The organism is Bradyrhizobium sp. 33ap4 (genome assembly GCF_032654765.1).
GTDB lineage: Bacteria > Pseudomonadota > Alphaproteobacteria > Rhizobiales > Xanthobacteraceae > Bradyrhizobium > Bradyrhizobium australafricanum.
In genome coordinates, this window is sequence record NZ_JAUMTJ010000011.1 from 154,168 (window position 1) to 170,970 (window position 16,803).

Annotated in this window: 12 protein-coding genes and 1 pseudogene; 8 read left to right on the forward strand and 5 right to left on the reverse strand. The window is 64.2% G+C overall.

The annotated features are described in order from the left end of the window. Nucleotides 1-45 precede the first annotated feature (45 nt). Nucleotides 46-282 carry a hypothetical protein gene (locus Q2M23_RS11235; protein ID WP_026192271.1) on the reverse strand — a complete coding sequence of 79 codons (237 nt, stop codon included), beginning with the start codon at nt 280-282 and terminating at the stop codon, nt 46-48. Between the two features lie 174 nt (nt 283-456). Next, on the reverse strand, nt 457-3,273 hold the full coding sequence (locus Q2M23_RS11240; protein ID WP_316395573.1) for a CHAT domain-containing tetratricopeptide repeat protein: 2,817 nt from the start codon (nt 3,271-3,273) through the stop codon (nt 457-459). A gap of 523 nt (nt 3,274-3,796) precedes the next feature. Here Q2M23_RS11240 and Q2M23_RS11245 point away from each other — a divergent pair. From Q2M23_RS11245 to Q2M23_RS11255, 3 genes are all read left to right on the forward strand, one after another. Further along, complete coding sequence (locus Q2M23_RS11245) at nt 3,797-4,207, forward strand: ester cyclase (RefSeq protein WP_057018059.1); 411 nt, start codon at nt 3,797-3,799, stop codon at nt 4,205-4,207. A 168-nt stretch (nt 4,208-4,375) separates the two neighbouring features. Further along, the gene (locus Q2M23_RS11250; RefSeq protein WP_076827939.1) at nt 4,376-5,182 is read left to right on the forward strand and encodes a lytic transglycosylase domain-containing protein; all 807 of its coding nucleotides are present in this window, start codon (nt 4,376-4,378) and stop codon (nt 5,180-5,182) included. 256 nt (nt 5,183-5,438) lie between these two features. Further along, nucleotides 5,439-6,287 (forward strand): FRG domain-containing protein, encoded by an 849-nt coding sequence (locus Q2M23_RS11255; protein ID WP_316395574.1) that lies wholly within the window; start codon nt 5,439-5,441, stop codon nt 6,285-6,287. Nucleotides 6,288-6,513: 226 nt separating this feature from the next. On the opposite strand, the gene Q2M23_RS11260 is transcribed toward Q2M23_RS11255, so the two are convergent. Then, nucleotides 6,514-7,383: an SDR family NAD(P)-dependent oxidoreductase gene (locus tag Q2M23_RS11260; RefSeq protein WP_057018056.1), complete on the reverse strand. Its 870-nt coding sequence runs from the start codon at nt 7,381-7,383 to the stop codon at nt 6,514-6,516. Between the two features lie 158 nt (nt 7,384-7,541). Here Q2M23_RS11260 and Q2M23_RS11265 point away from each other — a divergent pair, with 158 nt between their 5' ends. The 5 genes and pseudogenes from Q2M23_RS11265 (at nt 7,542) to Q2M23_RS11285 (ending at nt 13,226) form a co-directional block, all read left to right on the forward strand. Further along, nucleotides 7,542-7,946 (forward strand): response regulator, encoded by a 405-nt coding sequence (locus Q2M23_RS11265; RefSeq protein WP_057018055.1) that lies wholly within the window; start codon nt 7,542-7,544, stop codon nt 7,944-7,946. A gap of 114 nt (nt 7,947-8,060) precedes the next feature. Further along, a pseudogene (locus Q2M23_RS11270) lies at nt 8,061-8,673 on the forward strand (LysE family translocator). 790 nt (nt 8,674-9,463) lie between these two features. Beyond that, the gene (locus Q2M23_RS11275) at nt 9,464-10,669 is read left to right on the forward strand and encodes a GGDEF domain-containing protein (protein ID WP_057018054.1); all 1,206 of its coding nucleotides are present in this window, start codon (nt 9,464-9,466) and stop codon (nt 10,667-10,669) included. A 34-nt stretch (nt 10,670-10,703) separates the two neighbouring features. Further along, on the forward strand, nt 10,704-11,324 hold the full coding sequence (locus Q2M23_RS11280) for an N-acetylmuramoyl-L-alanine amidase (protein WP_057018053.1): 621 nt from the start codon (nt 10,704-10,706) through the stop codon (nt 11,322-11,324). Nucleotides 11,325-12,350: 1,026 nt separating this feature from the next. Next, a complete protein-coding gene (locus Q2M23_RS11285) occupies nt 12,351-13,226 on the forward strand; it encodes a L,D-transpeptidase (RefSeq protein WP_057018051.1) in 876 nt (291 codons plus the stop codon). A 1,150-nt stretch (nt 13,227-14,376) separates the two neighbouring features. On the opposite strand, the gene Q2M23_RS11290 is transcribed toward Q2M23_RS11285, so the two are convergent. Together Q2M23_RS11290 and Q2M23_RS11295 are read right to left on the reverse strand one after the other, a co-directional pair. Further along, nucleotides 14,377-15,189 (reverse strand): aminoglycoside phosphotransferase family protein, encoded by an 813-nt coding sequence (locus tag Q2M23_RS11290; protein ID WP_076827929.1) that lies wholly within the window; start codon nt 15,187-15,189, stop codon nt 14,377-14,379. Nucleotides 15,190-15,367: 178 nt separating this feature from the next. Then, nucleotides 15,368-16,387, reverse strand: coding sequence for a hypothetical protein (locus Q2M23_RS11295; protein WP_316395575.1), 1,020 nt, complete (start codon nt 16,385-16,387; stop codon nt 15,368-15,370). Between the last annotated feature and the right edge of the window lie 416 nt (nt 16,388-16,803).

A 16,803-nucleotide genomic window follows, 5' to 3' on the forward strand; every position in this document is an offset into this window, starting at 1 on the left:
CTTCGCTGCGCTCGCAATGACGTGGATAGAGTTGTGTGGACGCCGCTACTTCTTCTTCGCGCCGACGCGCTCGATGGACTTGATCTCGAGCGGCGGGCGGCCGCCCTTTTCGGCGATCTCGCGGTCCTGCTCGCGCAGGAAGGCACGCACCGGCTCGTCGCCGTCGAGCCCGCCAATGAGCTCCGACGGCACGCGGCGGTTGGAGCGCTGCGAGCCGTCTTCATAGAAGACGTTGAAGAAGGCGAATTCGCCTTTGGGATTGGTCCCGGGTTTTTTCGGCATGCGCGGCTTGTCCTCGATCGGGGCGCCGCTGTCAAAGCAAATCGCCGCCGGTCTGCCCTGCGCCGACCTGCCCTGCGCGATCGGGTTGCGTGCGGCCCTTGCGCAACGCCGGGCGCAGTTCGGCCCGGCATGCGCTCGCGGTGCCCGTCCGGTCACATCAACGACATATACGGCTCAGCCCTCGAACAGCACGAACGCCGCCCACACGCTGGCGTCGCCCGCGCCCGCGACCTTGCCGTCGCGCGCATCGCGCCTCGTCTGGCGCAGCGCATCGGAATAGGTCAGGCCCTCCGCGAGGTGCTCGTAGAACCGCACGGTGAAATTCGCGGTGCCCTGGTCGGCGACCGGCCACAACGTCAGCAGTGCCCGCCGCGCGCCGGCGATGCCGAGCGCGGTCGGCAGGCCGCGCAGGCCGCTGACGAAGCTCTCGTCGCCGCGGCCGGTCTCGCAGGCCGACAGCACCAGCAAGTCGAGCCCGGACAGGTCCCAGTCCATCAATTCGAAGGCATAGAGATAGCCGTCGTTCTCGTCGCGCAGCGGAAATCGGCTGTCGCCGGCGCCGGACAGCACGATGCCGCTCTGCCACAGCGTATCGAGGCCCGACGCCGTGCCGTCGCGATAGAAGCCGTGCGTCGCCAGATGCGCGATGCGCGCCTTGCCGATCGCCGCGCGCAGCGTGCCTTCGCTGACGCCGCGTCCGGTCAGCATCTCGACCGGCGCGCCGCGGGTGCGGGCGAGTTTTGCGATCGCCTCGATCTCGGTCCGGGTCGCGGGCAGCGGCATCGGCCCCGGATCGCCGTATTCGATGCCGCCGGCGAGCAGCATCGCGCCCCGCTGATCGAGCGTCTCGCGCGCATGGATCGCGATCAGCGCATCGGGGCTGGTCAGCATCCGGATCGTGAACTTGTCCTCCAGCAGGCCGCCGCCACTGCCGGGCAGCAGCGCGAACGGCACGGCGAACAGGAAGCCGTCCGGCACGACATAGAGCGTGGTCTTGTCCTTCAGCAGCGGCTCCAGCGGCGCGAACAGCCGCGCCCGGAGGTTCTGGAAGCGGCCCTTGACGTCGGGCGCGTGCGTGTCGGGATCCGGCGCAGCGGCCCGCGTCGCGCGCAGCCGCGCGATCTCGGTGCGCGCGCCGGTGTCGACCATCCGGCCGGGATCGCCGAGATCGACCACGCGCGGCTCGCTCGTTGCGGTCTCGACGATGGCGTAGAGCACGGTCGCCGCCAACGGGTCTTTCGCCTGGCGATCCGCCTTCCATTGCCGGGTGATGAAATAGTTGACGACGGCTTCCTGCGCCGCGAGCAGCTGTGACGGACGGATCGGGTCTTGCGGTCGCTTCGCACCGATCGCATCGAGCCGCTTCTGCAGCGCCTTCTCGGCGGCGTCCTGCCGCCCCCACACCGACCTCGCCCAGTCGTCGATATTGCCCGACGAGAACAGCTCCTGTTTCTCGCCGTTGAGCCGGAGCGCCGTCCGCAGCAGCGTCGCGGTCTCCTCGTCCTTGCCGGCGACCTCCGGCTCGAGCTGGCGCAGCGCCGTGGCGTCGGCGCCGCCGAGCGTCTTCCAGCGCAGCACGGCGGCGGCAAAGGCCGGCTGCGCCACGGCGGAGCCGGCGCCGGTGGCGAAGCGGCCGAACGCGAACAAGAGATGGTCGGCATGGGCGCGGATCGCTTCGGCGACGGCGCGATCGCCCGATGTGCCGACCTCGCGCTTCATCCAGTCGAACATCTCGCGGTCAAGCGCGGCGAAGGCCTGCACCGCGCGGCTCGGATCATCAGCGATCAGGGCGGTCGCGATGCCGAGCTTGATCTCGAAGCTGATCGGATGCTGCGCGGTGAAGGCGCGGGTCGAGATCGCCAGCGCGGTCTCGCGCAGCCGCATCCCCTTGTCCCGCTCGCGGCGCTGCTCGCGTTGGCCGGCAGCCAGCACCGCGGATTTGATGCGCAGGAAATCCGCATAATTCGCCTCATTGGCGACGATCGCCTCCAGCCGCCCCAGATCGGCCGGCGCGATCGCGGCATCGCCGGCGGCGAGCATGTCGGTGTAGAACAGCCAGCCGTCGGCCTGTCCGGCAAAGCTCGGATCCTTCGGCGCCATCGCGGCCGCGATCGCTCGGTGGCGGCGGAAGTAGCGGCGGGCGTCGTCGAAGCGGCCGAGATTGAGGAAATCCTGGCCGGCGTTGTTGACCGTCACCAGCGTGTTGAGATGGTTCTCGCCATAATGTCTGGCGCGCTTCTCGATCGCGAACAGATCGAGCTCGAGCGCCTTCGCCGGCGCGCCGATCTCGCGCAGCATGTCGGCATAATTGTTGGCGAGCTTCCAGGTGGTGCGATGGTCGGGCCCCAGCGCCTTCTCCGCGCGCTCGAAATTGTGCCGGCCCAAATTGGTCGCCGACGCCGCCGAGCCGTTGGCGGACAGCGCGACCGCGAGCTTGTCGCTCGCGATCAGCGATTCCTCGGAGCCTTCGCCCCAATAGGCGTTGAACGCCGCGATCGCCTTCATGTAGAGCGGAACGGCTTCGGCGATCCTGGCGTGGTCGGACAGCAGGATCGCGTACATCAGCAGCACGTCGGCATTGCCGGGCGGCCGTTGCGCCGCCGCCTTGCTCTGGAACGCGCGCACGAACAGTTTTTCGGCGAGATCGTCGCGCTTGACCGCGCGCAGCGTCGTGGTCGCGTCGAAATACTGCTCCATGACGAATTGGGCGTCGTCGAGCTTGTCGGCGGCATCCAGTGCTGCAAGCAGCTGTGCATAGCCCGCGTCGAACTTGCCGCCGCGCGTCAGCGCGATGGCGTTCTTCATTTGCGCGGCGATCGTCTGCGTGCTGCCGGCGCCTTGCGCCGGCGCGCGCTTGGCGGGGGCGTTCTGCGCGGCGGCGGTGCCGATCGCTGTGCTCAAAACAGCGCCGAGCGCGAGCACGACACCGATCGATGCGGCAGCCCTGCGCGCGCGTGCGAAACCCAAGGGGAAGCCCAAGGCGATCGTCATCGGCAGCACATCCTCATCCCCAAACGCGTCATCGGATGGCATCCCCAAATGACGGCGGCGTTGCAGCCGGCGTGCCTGGCTTTAGCGGCGCGGCTTTGCATGAACAAGACAGCGCAACCGGCCGCCTGCCGGCGGAAGCAGCTTGTCCGGCCTGTGCTTCTTGGTCGCGGCCGGCGGCTTCGGCGTTCATGCGTCGCATCCTCAAATGCTGCCGTGCGGTGCGTCGCTCGCCCGGGCACCGCTGCTTGCATGCCACCGGCAGTCAAGCCAACGGACGATGTTACCGCCGGCCGGCCGGCCCGCCGTTCGCGCAGAGGCGAGGGCAGAGGTGAGGGAATGGCTGGCGGTGGAGCCTCGCGCGCCAGCGCACTTTTCCGGCAGCGGTCTTTCGTATCGTCGCGCAAACGAACGACGGCCGAAAGTTGAGCTTGTTCTGACCATCGTCACTTGCGCCATCCCGTCCGATTCGCGTATGAGGCGCATCTCTCTCTTTCTACAACCTTTCCTTCGAGAACCGACGCCGATGTCCCACGCCACAATCGACGCCAACAAGGCGCTCGTGCTCGCGCATTACGACGCCGTGACCAACCGCCACGATCCCGAGGCGATCCGCGCGCAGTTGGCGCCCGACTTCTTCGACCATGCGGTGGGCAAGCGGCTGAGCGCCGAGGACGTGATCGCGCATTCGGCCGCGATGCACGAGACCTTCGCCGACCTGTCGGCGGTGGCGGAATGCCTGGTGGCCGAGCGCGACATCGTCGCCGGCCGCTTCGTCTGGCGTGGCCGGCACCGCAGCCCGTGGCGCGGCATTCAGCCAACCGGCCGCCACGTCGAATTCCGCGGCATGACGTTCTGGCGGATTCAGGACGGCAGGATTTCCGAGCGCTGGGCGGAGATCGATTTTGTGGACCTGGAGCGCCAGCTCAGGGATTGAGCTTCAGCTACGTGCCGATCGGTTGATGGATGCGCGTGGTCATTCACCGTGCGAACATGGATTGAGGCGCGTAGCTGCGGCAGCGGTGGATGGAGCGTCGTGCCGACACTTTGACTGCCTCGTTTGCTCCATGGCATGATCGGCCAATCGAAGCAGGGGGATTTTTGCATGCTCAGGTGTCGTTTGGCGGTTGTGTTCGGCGCCTTGCTGCTTGCCACCCCCTCCTACGCCGCGCGCTGCGGCGGCAGTTTTCCGACCTTCGTCCAGTCGTTCTCGCAGGAGGCGGCGAGCGCCGGCATCCAGCAGGACGTGATCTCCGCGGCGCTCGGCGGCGTGCAGCAGGATGGCGGGGTGCTCGCCTTCGACCGCCGGCAGCGCTACACCTTCAACAAGACCTTCGAGCAGTATGTCGCAACCCGGGTCGGGCCCGGGCGCATCAATGGCGGCCGCGCGATGCTGCAGCGGCACGCCGCGCTGCTTTCGAAGATCGAGCAGCAGTATGGCGTGCCGCGCCAGATCCTGGTCGCGATCTGGGGGCTCGAGACCGATTTCGGCAAGGGCGACATGGGCAAGCTGCCGGTGTTCCGCGTGCTCGCGACGCTGGCGCATGATTGCCGCCGCACCGACCTGTTCCAGGGCGAGCTGCTCGCCGCGCTCAAGATCGTGCAGCGCGGCGATCTCCGTCTCAACGACATGATCGGCGCCTATGCCGGCGAGATCGGCCAGACGCAATTCTTGCCGTCGTCCTACATCAAGTATGGCGTCGATTTCGACGGCGACGGCCATGTCGACCTGCGCCACTCGGTCGCGGACGTGCTGGCCTCGACCGCGAACCTCCTGCACACCAGTGGCTTCAAGATGGGCGCGCCCTATGGCGAGGGCACCGCGAATTTCGAGGCGATGCGCGAGTGGAACAGGGCGGTGATCTATCGCAAGACCATCGGGTATTTTGCCGATCAGCTCGTGGGGCGGTGAAGGCGCGGCGGCCTTATCCGTCATTGCGAGCGGAGCGAAGCAATCCATCTTTCGGCAAATGCGAGACGATGGATTGCTTCGTCGCTTCAGCGCAAAATTGCTTCGCAATTTTGTCGCCGAGCTCCTCGCAATGACGATCGTTTCCATCGGGCCGCATCACGCATGGAAAAATGGATTCCGGGCTCAGCCCTGCGGGCTGCCCTCAGATGCGCAATTGCGCATCGGGGAATGACGGGTTGAGAATTCTGGTGTCTCCATGGAAACCATCGGCAGCCAAAAAATCCGGTCGTTCTTCGACCGCCGCGGATGCCAGGTCGCGAAGAACTCGGCGGTGCGGGAGGGGCCGGGCCATCGCGTCGGCTCCTATCTTGAGCTCGCCACCAAGATCGCCGAGCTGCAATTCCTCAACCGCGATCATGTGCTCCTGTTTCGCGGCCAGGGCGCCGACTACAGGAACATCAAGCGCAACTCGTCGCTGAAGCCGACGCTGTTTCGCGGCGGCCGCGGCAATCCCGATCAAGCGACGCTGGTCGGGCGGTTCGATGCGCTGCAACGCGCCGAGCGGATCCTGATCGCCGAATACGCCAGCGAAAAGCTGCTCGGGCTCGAGCGGTTGAAGCGGCATCGCATCCTGCGCTGGTCGATCCTGCAGCATTACGAGGTCTGCACCACGCCGCTGCTCGACGTCACCCATTCGATTCGGATTGCCGCCTCCTTTGCCTCGCTGGCGGAGACCGGCACCGCCTTCCTCTATGTGCTCGGCGTGCCGAATCTGAGCGGCGCGATCACCGCGAGCGCCGAGGCCGGCCTGCAGATCGTGCGCCTCTCCAGCGTCTGCCCGCCGTCGGCGGTGCGGCCGCACATCCAGGAGGGCTATCTGCTCGGCGAGTATCCGGAGATGTCCGGCACCGAGCAGAAGGAAAACTACTTTCCCTACGAGATGGATTTCGGCCGGCGGCTGGTCGCCAAATTCTCGTTCGCGCCGGCGTCGTTCTGGAAGAATGATAATTTTCCGCAGGTGGCGAGGAGCGCGCTCTATCCCTCGGAGCGGAGCGATCCGCTATTCCGACTGGCGCTCCGGGTGAAGAAGCAGCTGGGCGGGTAATCTCGTGTCGCGATGACGCGCAGGCGTGACTCGCAGGCATGGTATGACCCGCGGGCCGTGCAACATCCCCGGTGTCGTCCCGGGCTTGACCCGGGACCCATAACCACAAATGTCCGTGTTGCACGACGCTGTGGCCCCCGGCGTGCCTCACCAACCCAATCCTGTGGTTATGGGTCCGGCTTTCGCCGGGACGACGGCGGTGCGCGGGTTACTCCGCGCTATCGTGCTACTGGCTCGCACTCGCGGCATCGCGCGCGATCCGCCGCGCCGCCGTCTTCTCCATCATCCGTTGCATCGTTTTCCAGTAGGTCGCCGGGCGGAAGCGTTGCAGCAGGTCCATGAAGTATGCGTCCTTGCCGATCAGGATGCGCGGCTGGTTCTTCTCGATGCCGGCGATGATGCGCTGCGCGGCCGCGGTCGGCGTGGTCCTGGCCAGTGCGTCGAAGCGCTCGATCGATTCGGCGCGGCGGGCATTGTCGGTGACGCCGGTGCCGGCGCGCGAGTTGCGCGCGATGCTGGTGGCAACGCCGCCCGGATGCACCACGGACAGACGCACCGGGCTGTTCGCCACCGCAAGCTCGTGGCGCAGGCTTTCCGAGAAGCCGCGCACCGCGAACTTGGCCGCGCAATAGGCGCTCTGGCCGGGCGGGGCGATGATGCCGAAGATCGACGAGATGTTGACGATATGCGCCTCGCGCCGCCGCGAAAGCTGCGGCAGGAAGGCGCGGGTGCCGTGCACCACGCCCCAGAAATTGATGTTGAACAGCCACTCCATCTGCGCCTGATCGAACTCGCCGAACTCGCCGAGCAGCGCGACGCCGGCATTGTTGACGACGATGTTGAGCGAGGGGTGCGCTGTAACGGCGGCCTCCGCGAACGCCGTGATCTGGTCCGGCTCGCTGACATCGAGCCGATGCACGGTGACCTTGCGCGGGCTCGCTTTCGCGATCTCCGCGGCGGCGGCCTGCAGGCCGGCCTCGTCGCGGTCGGCGATCGCCAGATCGCAGCCGCGCAGCGCCAGTTCATGCGCGAGCGCGCGGCCGATGCCGCTGGCGGCTCCGGTCACGGCAGCGGCGGATCCAGGGATCGCGGTCATGTCGGGTGAGCTCCATCTCAACGGGGGTGGTGGTTGCCAAGCGAGGAACACGGCATTTCCACGCTTTTCTCAAATTGGAACTGAACCATCCAGTGATTTTGGGCATTTAATCTATGTTACGCGCTCGAAGCGAAGCATTCAAACCAAGGGAGCCACCCATGGGACAGTCAAAGCCCTACCGTGCGAAGGCCCTGGTGGTTGAGGACGACCCGATGCAGCGCGAGATGATCGGGCTGCTGCTGGAGGAGAGCGAGTTCGACGTCATCGCCTGCGAGAGCGCCGAGGCCGCCGAGCTGGTGCTGCAGGGCAACGGCGACAACGTCGTGCTGATGATGACCGACGTCGAATTGGCCGGAAACATGACCGGCATCGAGCTCGCTTATGCCGCGAAGAAGTACAGACCCGATCTCGACGTGATCGTCACCTCGGGCAAGCCGCTGCGGCAGCGCCTGCCCGAAGGCGCCTTGTTCTGGGCCAAGCCCTGGGCGCCGCTGGACGTGATCCGGGTCGCCGAGATGAAGGCGTCGGAGCTTTCGCATCGCGGATGGCGCAGGTCGTCATAACGGGGTGTCGACGCTGGCGCCGGGCGGAGGCCGGCAGCCGCTTCCGCCGTCCCCGTCGCCGTGATATTGGCGGACGATGTCCCGTCCGCCTGTCCCGCCCGCCGAGGATTTGAAGTGACCTGGTCCTTTCTGCTGACGTCGCTGATCGTGGTGGCCTCGCCCGGCACCGGCGTGCTCTATACGCTGGCGGTGGCGCTGACCCCGGGGAGCGCGGGCGAGCGTCGCGGCGGCGTTCGGCTGCACGCTCGGGATCGTGCCGCAGATGATCGCGGCGATGCTCGGGCTCGCCGCCATCCTGCACACCAGCGCCGTGGCGTTCGCGGCGCTGAAATGGGGCGGCGTCGTCTATCTGCTCTACATGGCTTGGCAGGCGCTGCGCGAGCGCGGCGCGCTTGCCGTCGACACCGAGATCAAGCCGCGCTCGCGCCGGCGGGTGATCGTGACCGCGATCCTGATCAACATCCTCAATCCAAAGCTGTCGATCTTCTTCCTGGCCTTCCTGCCGCAGTTCATCGCGGTCGACGAGCCGCACCCGCTGGCGCGGATGGTCGAGCTCAGCGGTGTCTTCATGGCGATGACCTTTGCGGTGTTCGCGGTCTACGGGCTGTTCGCCGCCTCGGTGCGCGACCGCGTCATCACCCGGCCGAAGGTGATGGCCTGGCTGCGGCGAAGCTTTGCCGCGGGCTTTGCCCTGCTCGGCGCCAGGCTCGCCTTGGCGGAGCGCTGACGTCGCGGCCGTCACGCCCGGACGCAGGCAATAAAAAAGCAGGCGTTGCGCCTGCTGCCTTGCGCCCGTCAGTTCGGGGCCGATCGATGTAGGGTGGTGAATTCGAGGTTGACGTCGCTGCGACCGGTTGTCCCGGTCCGGGTGCCCGGGCAGGGCAAGCGCCGCTACCCGGGCTGGAATTCGTTACTTCTTGGCGGCCTTCTTCTTGGTGGCCTTTTTCGCCTTCGCCTTCTTCGCCTTCTTCGCTTTCTTAGCCATAGTATCCTCTCAGGGTTTCATGGATTGAACGCGACTCCGAGGCATGCTTGGCGGAGGGCCAGCCTCGCAACATCCTCGATATCAAACTCAGCAGATTCGGAGGCTGCTGCCGCGTGCTGTCACGGCGCCGTCATCGTGTTATCCACAACTGTTACGCGTTTTCGCCAGCTTTTTCGCAAAGCGTTGCGCATGTCGCGCGTCGCGGCGTCGGCGCATCCGTCATGCTTAACGATGCGCAAACGGCGGATGCGCAGATCTTCATCAATTCAAAACCACGGCGCGGATTGGCACGTTGTGGGTGACGCTCCGTTAAGCGGCGCGGCCGCATGCTGTTCCGTAAGACAACGGGGATTGTCATTTGAGGAAGCGCCCCGGGGGCATGATCCGGACAAGTGCGAAGCGGTTTTCCGAAAAGATCATGCCAAAACAAGAATCTAACGCGCGATGATGATTCAGCCTGATCTCATCGCGCTTTAGCGGCAGACGGTCATTTCAGGAGAGGCGAGGCCGATACGGCTCTCGAACAGGGGCGATGTTGAGCGTTCCGACGCTTTGGACGGTATTCATTATCAATTTTCTCGCGCTCGGGCTGATCTGGGCCTATGTCGCGCGCAGCTATCCTGCTTTCGGCGCGGCGCGGTTCTGGACCGCGTCGGCCCTCGTCGCCTCCGCCGGGGCCAGCTGCGCGATGCTTCGCGTGATGCTGACGGACTCGCTGCTGCCGCTGCTTGCGGCCGGGACCTTGATGGTGTTCGCCGCCGGCCTTGCCGCGATGGGCATCGAGCGGTTCTACGACAAGCCTGCGACCTGGCGCGCCGCCCTGCTGACCACGGCGCTGGCCTTCGCCGGTCTCGGCACCTTCATCTTCGCCTATGACAGCATGCCGATGCGCATCCTGGTCTACACCATTGCCCAGGTCACGCCGTTCGCGCTGACGCTGAAGCTGTTGCTGTCGTCCGAGAACGGCCGCGTCAGCCCCGGTGCCCGGCTCGCCGGCATCGTCGCCTCCGTGCTGATCGGCATCTATGCGCTGCGTGCCGTCGGCGCGCTGCTGCAGCCCGGCGAGTTCTCCTTCGTCCGCTTCTCTGCGGGGCAGTCGCTGGTGATCCTGCTGATGGTGTTCCTGTCGATGGCGCTCAATTTCGGCTTCCTGCTGATGGCGATCGACCGGCTGCGCAACGAGGTCGCCGACCTCGCGCTGCTCGACGATCTTACCGGCGTCGGCAACCGCCGCCATCTCTTGCAGCGGCTGACCGAGGAATGCGCGCGCTCCGACCGCAACGGCGAGGCGTTCGCGCTGCTGGTGATCGATCTCGACGGCTTCAAGGGCATCAACGACACCCATGGCCACGCCGCCGGCGACGCCTGCCTGCAGCATTTCACGCTGATGGCGCAGACGCGGCTCCGCCCGGGCGACATGCTGGCCCGCACCGGCGGCGACGAGTTCTGCATCGTGCTGCCGTCCTCGACGCTGCGCGAAGGCGCGATGATCGCGCGCCGCGTGCTCGAGGTCTGCCGCGCCGATGCCGAGCAGTGCACCGGCAGGGACATTCCGATCGCGGTCTCGATCGGCGTCGCGCAATGGACCCGCGAGATCGGCCTGCATCCCGATCGCCTGGTCGCCGCCGCCGACCACGCGCTCTACGACGCCAAGAAGGGCGGCAAGAACGGCTACGCGACCTACGAGCCGAAGCCGGCGCCCGAGACGGTCGAGGCGAGCCTGCGCAAGCGCGCCTGAGCGTGCTAACGAGAGACGACACCGGATCTCCGTGATGATGCCTCGCCTGCTCACCGCACTTCTTGTGCTTGTCCTGTTCGCTGCCGCATCGGCCGAAACGCCCGATCTCGCGGCCATCGCGCGATCGCAAGGCACGCCCGAGATTCCCGGCTTGAAGATGGTCTGGCTGGCGCCCTGGGGCGACGTCGCCAAATCGCATCCCTGGCGCAATATCATCGTGCACCAGACCGAGGGGCCGCAGGGCTCGGCGCGATACGGCGCCGAGGCGCAGCACAAGAACCCGACCCGGCGCGGCGTCATGATCTGGGTCGAAACCGACGGCACGGTCTATTGGGCGGTCGCCGACAGCCTCGTTCCGACCCACACAGACGGCGCCGATCGCAACGACAACAAATACATCGACAACAGCAAGACCTATCACCAGGTGAACAAGGATACGTCGATCGGCGTCGAGTTCTCCGGCAATTATCCCGACGTCACGACGGGCCCGACCGACGCACAGGTCGCGGCCTGGCGGGTGCTGGTGAAGCTGCTGCGCGCGCGTTACGGCATCCCGCCGGAGCGCGTCTACGCCCACAACTGGATCGACTTCAAGGATGCCCGCTACTGCGAGGGCTGCGCGCTCGCCACCATGGCGCGGCAGTGGGGCGAGTAGGGCAGGTACTCATCAAGATCCGGGACGCTAGCGTTTGGTGACGAAGCGGCAACCCGACCCGACCTCGGCGATATCGCCTTCTGAGCCCCTAGCCGACATAGCCAAGAGCGCCTGTTTTGTCCGCTTCGTAGGATGGGTGGAGCGAAGCGATACCCATCAAGCTTGTGCTGCGCGGTGGGATGATGGGTATCGCTGCGCTCCACCTATCCTACGGACTGGCCAGGGCAGCCTTGACCCATCGCGGACATTTCCTCGTCTTCATCCATTGATCTGGATCAATGCGTCCCCTCACGTTCGCGTTGGCATCGTTCGTTCTGCCAATCCATACGGAGGGTACTATGGAAAGCGCATGCAGGTATCCCTTAGCGTTGATCGTCTTTGCGTTGGCACCGTCTGCTTTCGCCGCCGAGCTCCCAAAAGAAGGCAACTTCGATTACACGGCGTGCTGGTCGGGCACGAGCAACACTATCTCATTTTCCAAGACCCACATCGCGCGAAGCTATGAGCATACCGGCTCTATCCGAAGCAATCCTCCGGGTGGGCTTTTCGACAAAGATACATTCCGGTGCGTAGGGGTTAGTGCATCTCTTGGTGGGAAGATTACTGGCACCACGGTCTGCGAGTCCATTGACCGAGACGGTGATAAGCGACTTTCGTACTTCTCGACGTCAGAAGGAAAGGTAACCAGAGAGACAGTCGCGGGGACTGGGAAGTACGACGGCATGGTCATGACCGCAACGATACAACCCTTAGGGCCTTTCCCGGTCATCAAAGAGGGAACCTTTCAAGACTGCAATCACCAGACTGGTACCTATACGTTGAAGTGATGTTGCATCTTTGCGCGAGGGCCGCCTTTTGGGCGGCCCTTGCTTTGCCCGAACCGGCGATCGAATGTGGACGATGGGTGTTGCAGCACAGGGGCTGGCGTTAACGACGCTTGGCGATTTCCAGCCCGGGCGACATTGCTTCGAAGCTTGTTAAAATTTGCCGGGTACCCCTTCCGGGCATTGCGATCAGGGGAGAAGTATGGGTAAGCGGGCCAAACGTGGAAAGACCGAGACGCTCGCGCTACCAGTGGCCGGAAGAGTTGTAATTGGCGTCGTGGCCGCTGCCGCATTGGGGTACGGCTTGCTGTGGCGGCCGGCGGGCGTTCAACCGATACGGAAGCAAGCTGCGCACCAGGTGCCGGCACCATCTAGTCCAACGCCGTCGACTCCCATTCACGTAGGGGCGGCGGTTCAGGCGCCAGCGCCAGCTCCGGTTCCGATCCCGGTCCCCGCGCCCCGGATCGAAACACCAAAAGCCGCTGACGCTCCCGGAAAATTCGCTCGACAGGTGGTTGACTACGTCAGTCACCAGCCGCCGGGCACCGTCGTCATCGATACCGGCAACACATTCCTTTATCTCGTTCTGAACGGCGGGCAGGCGATGCGCTACGGCATTGGTGTCGGCCGCGAAGGTTTCACATGGTCCGGTGAACAGGTCGTGGCCCGCAAGACAGAGTGGCCGGATTGGCGTCCGCCGGCAGAGATGATTTCGCGCCAGCCTTATCTGCCGCGGTTCATGGCGGGCGGCCCCGGCAATCCGCTCGGTGCCCGGGCGATGTATCTGGGCGATACCGAATACAGAATCCACGGCACCAACAAGCCCGATACGATCGGGAAGCGGGTTTCGTCCGGCTGCATCCGGCTCACCAATGACGACGTCACGGACCTCTATGATCGGGTGAAAGTCGGCGCGAAAGTGATCGTGCTTCCGGCACCAGCTGCCCATCGACCATCCCCGGGCGCGCCGCCCGACGCCGCCGTCTCATCGCAGGAACCGGCGTCGCCGTCGAGCCGGCCCTCGGCAGTCAACGCGCAACCGCAGGCTTCTCGATCGAAGATGGCCGACGCCCAGTAACTCAATTCTTCTGTCCCAGATCTACAACTTGAGAAGCAGCCCCGTTCAAAATGGGCTGGGTGGCCGCACCGTAACCTGCGGCATGCCAGGCGTCGGTGCGCTGTATGAGACCGTATGATCGCGTGCGTGGGGCATTGGTAGTAGCGCGCTGCAGCAACAGCGGTTTCTTGTGGATCAAATCCGGGAAAGTCGTAGCGTCGTGAGTAGAGGCTGTGCCGCTACAGCCTTCCAGCCCCGGCAGCCCCAGCTCACCCCCTGAGCTGGGGCTTGCTTGGTTCCTCGTTCGATGGTCGATCGGGATGGATGGCGTCGAGTACGGCCTGATAGGTCTAGCGATCGTTTTCTTCGTCGTCGGCGGGGGCGCTCTTCTGCTCGGATGATCAGCGCTACAACCCCCACACCATCGCGATGGCCAAGAGCACCAGCATGCAGGGACCGCGGTCACAGGCGCCCTTTCGCGTTAGCGATCACGTCTCACTGAGCACATCGTAAATCGGCAAATGCCCGCGGCAATTGCCATTCGGAACTGGTCCTAACCAACAGACGGGCAGGCAAATCGCATGCGCAAAAGTAGTAGCGCGCCGCAGCATTGCGGTTCGTAGTGGATAGAAATTGGGAAAAAGGCGCAATGTAACGTCGTGGGCGGAGGGCGGCCGCTACAGCCTCCGAAGCCGCGTCAGTCCCAGCTCAATCCGCCTTCCAGCTGGGCGCACCGGACGGGGAGGGAGATTTCATGAGGGCAGCGCTCTTGGCATTATCGCTCGTTGGTCAGCCGCCCGTACAAATTTCAGACAGTGTTCCCAACTTCGACATCAAGTCGCTTTGCGCGGACGTTTCCGTTGACGATAAAGCGTCGGGACTTCCCCAGGACGCGAGCAAGTGCGTGAGTGACGAGGCGGTTGCGCGGCAGCAGCTAAACTCGATCTGGCTAACTGTCCCGGCGGGACCGCGAGAAAGTTGCGAACTCATGGCAGGGTCAGGGCAAGTACAAAGCTATGTCGAACTCCTCATTTGCTTGAAAATGATTGACTGGGACTCGCCATCGACAGTGCCCTCTCAGAGGCCCAAGCAAGGTTCGAAAACGCCAGGCAATTAACCCAGTTCGATGAATTGCGACGGAGCGCTGTGAAGCGTGGGGAGAGGTCACCATTCAGTCTTCCGAGCGCAGAGTCGCTTCGATGCGCTGGATCAGCCGCTCCCGCAGCGAAGGCACCGCGTTGCCGAGAACGGCGAAGGTGCGGACGATGGGCAAATACGGCTCCATTGCCGCCGTTAGATCCGCGAGAGACATGCCGTTGAGCCGGGCATATTCGGATTGCGCCGCCGCATTGGTCGCGCGCGGCCGCTCCGGATTGTCGGCGACTTCCGGCCCGAGCTCGGACAGGATCACGCGCAAGAACCCAAGCTCGAGGACGGCGGGCCCGCGCATCGCGCTGACCCAGTCGACCAGCTTTGGGCCTTCCGCTGTCATGATCACGTTACCGGGGCTCAGGTCGGTATGGCAGAGCCCGTCGCCCGGCGGCAAGCGATCGATCAGCGCGAGGATTTCAGTGGCGATGTGCTTCGGCAGCTTGCCGTCGTCGTGCTCCAACTGAGCCTCCATATACTCGCGCATGGAGAGGACCTCCGGCGGCAGGGGCGTCTTGTGAATGGACATGGCGAGAGCCGCGACGATCGCGCCGGCCTGTTCGAACGTCACCGCGCCGGTTCGGGTTAGCTGTAGCAGGGTCGGTCCGTCGAGGCGCTGCAGCACGATGCCGAAGCGCCCGTCCAGGGTCACCTCTCCGAACACCTCCGGCACCGGAGCGCCGGCGGCGTGGACGGCGCGGATCATGTGCACCTCGAACCAGGGCATCCGCCGCGGCAAGCCGGGCTTGAACAGTTTGACGACTCGCCCCGGCGCCCAGGCGTAGGCTTCGGAGTAGGCGCCTTCACCGATCTTTTCCCCCAGCGATCCTCGCATGCCCGTTCTCCGCCGTGCAGAGCAAACACCGGCGGCGAGCAAAAAGGAACCCCTCCCGTCGCGGGGCCGCCGGACACCATCGCTGACGGCCTGCGTGACCATCGAGAACGCCGGGTCTTCGAGGTGAACCGGAAGTCCCTCGGTAGCGGCAAGGCTTTGGCGAGTCTCGTCCGAGCCTTCAGCTCGGTTCAATCCAATGGGAAGGATTCGAGACGTACATGGTTCCTCGCGTCAAGAAAGCGGACAATTCAAGTCCCACACCTAAAAACGGCAAGTCGAGCACAATGACGCCCGAGCCCTTGGCTGCCTCGAATCCTCCGTACAGCGTGTGGAGTGCATTTCTCACGTTTTGAAGTAAGCCAATAGCCGTAAAGGTGTTACGCGTATTCAGCGCGGGTGCCACGTACCTGCCGTTTTTCAAGCCATCGATGAAGTACTTGCTGTTATGGATCGATTGTAGTGCCGATTTCGAGATCAGCTTTTCGGTAAATGCGACATTGACGCCCCAGTCATTCAGGGGTTCACGGTGCAACTCATATGGAACGCTGAAACCAAAGCCGATAACAGCAACCGCCCCTCCGCTGCCTCCAAGACCCAGTCCCCACCGGCTGCTAATAATCTGGAGATCAAAGGTCTCCAAATCTCCCAGGTTCACGACGTACGCGGTCGTGCTCTCGATGCCGCCGATCAACAACTGTCCGCCAGACTTGACGCCGAAGCCAAGCCAACGTTTGAAGAACTTGCGTTCCTCCGGATAAAATTGAGGTTTCGGTTGAGGCGGCGGTGGTGGCGGCGGCGGCGGTGGATTTGGCTTATTCCAAACCGAGATGATCACACCACGCCAGGCTTCGTTTTCCACCCCATCCATTTCACCTGCATACTTGGCCGCGCGTTCCCCTTTCGCCACCTCGAGCGCAACTTTGAAATTGTTGGGCACTTGCTTGCGAAGCAGATCAATTACGGCCCGCAGCCTATTCTGCGACAATTCCAAGTTGAAATCGTCGCTGCCGGTACGACTCGCAAGTCCTATGATTGTAAGGCTTCCTCCGCTCCTCAATTTTGGAGCGACGACACTGATCAGCCAATTGGAATGTTCCGGCTTTATGGCGAACTTGCCGACTTCGAAGTTGAACAACTTCGCCGCAATCGTATCCGGTGCCTGCGATCCGTACTCCTGGATTTTTCCAGGTGATGCCATGTTGACTATCTCCCAACGGAGAGACCGACTGCGGAATCGGGTAGGACCCGGATTGAAATATCCGCGTATCAATGGGTCGCTTTGGAGTTTATGCCGGTTCATCGTCGCCCTCGGATTCCCGGCGGCTACTTGAAGGTGCCGTCGAAGTCGGTGAAGGCGAAGCCATAGGACACTCCGTGGTTTTTCGGCGGAATGAGCGTGCGCGGCTCGGGTTTCATTGCGATGTCGCGGCGAAGCGCGGCAGTGGGCGATTAGGGCCGTGTACTCCACTAAAATCCGGGACGCCTGCTTTCGGGGACGAAGCGGAAACCCGATCCGAGTTCAGGGATATCGCCTTCTGACCCTGGCTGTGTGAAAAGCCACGAGTCGGTTAGGATTCTTCCGTTTCCTGATGGGGGATACGGATGGGACGCTTC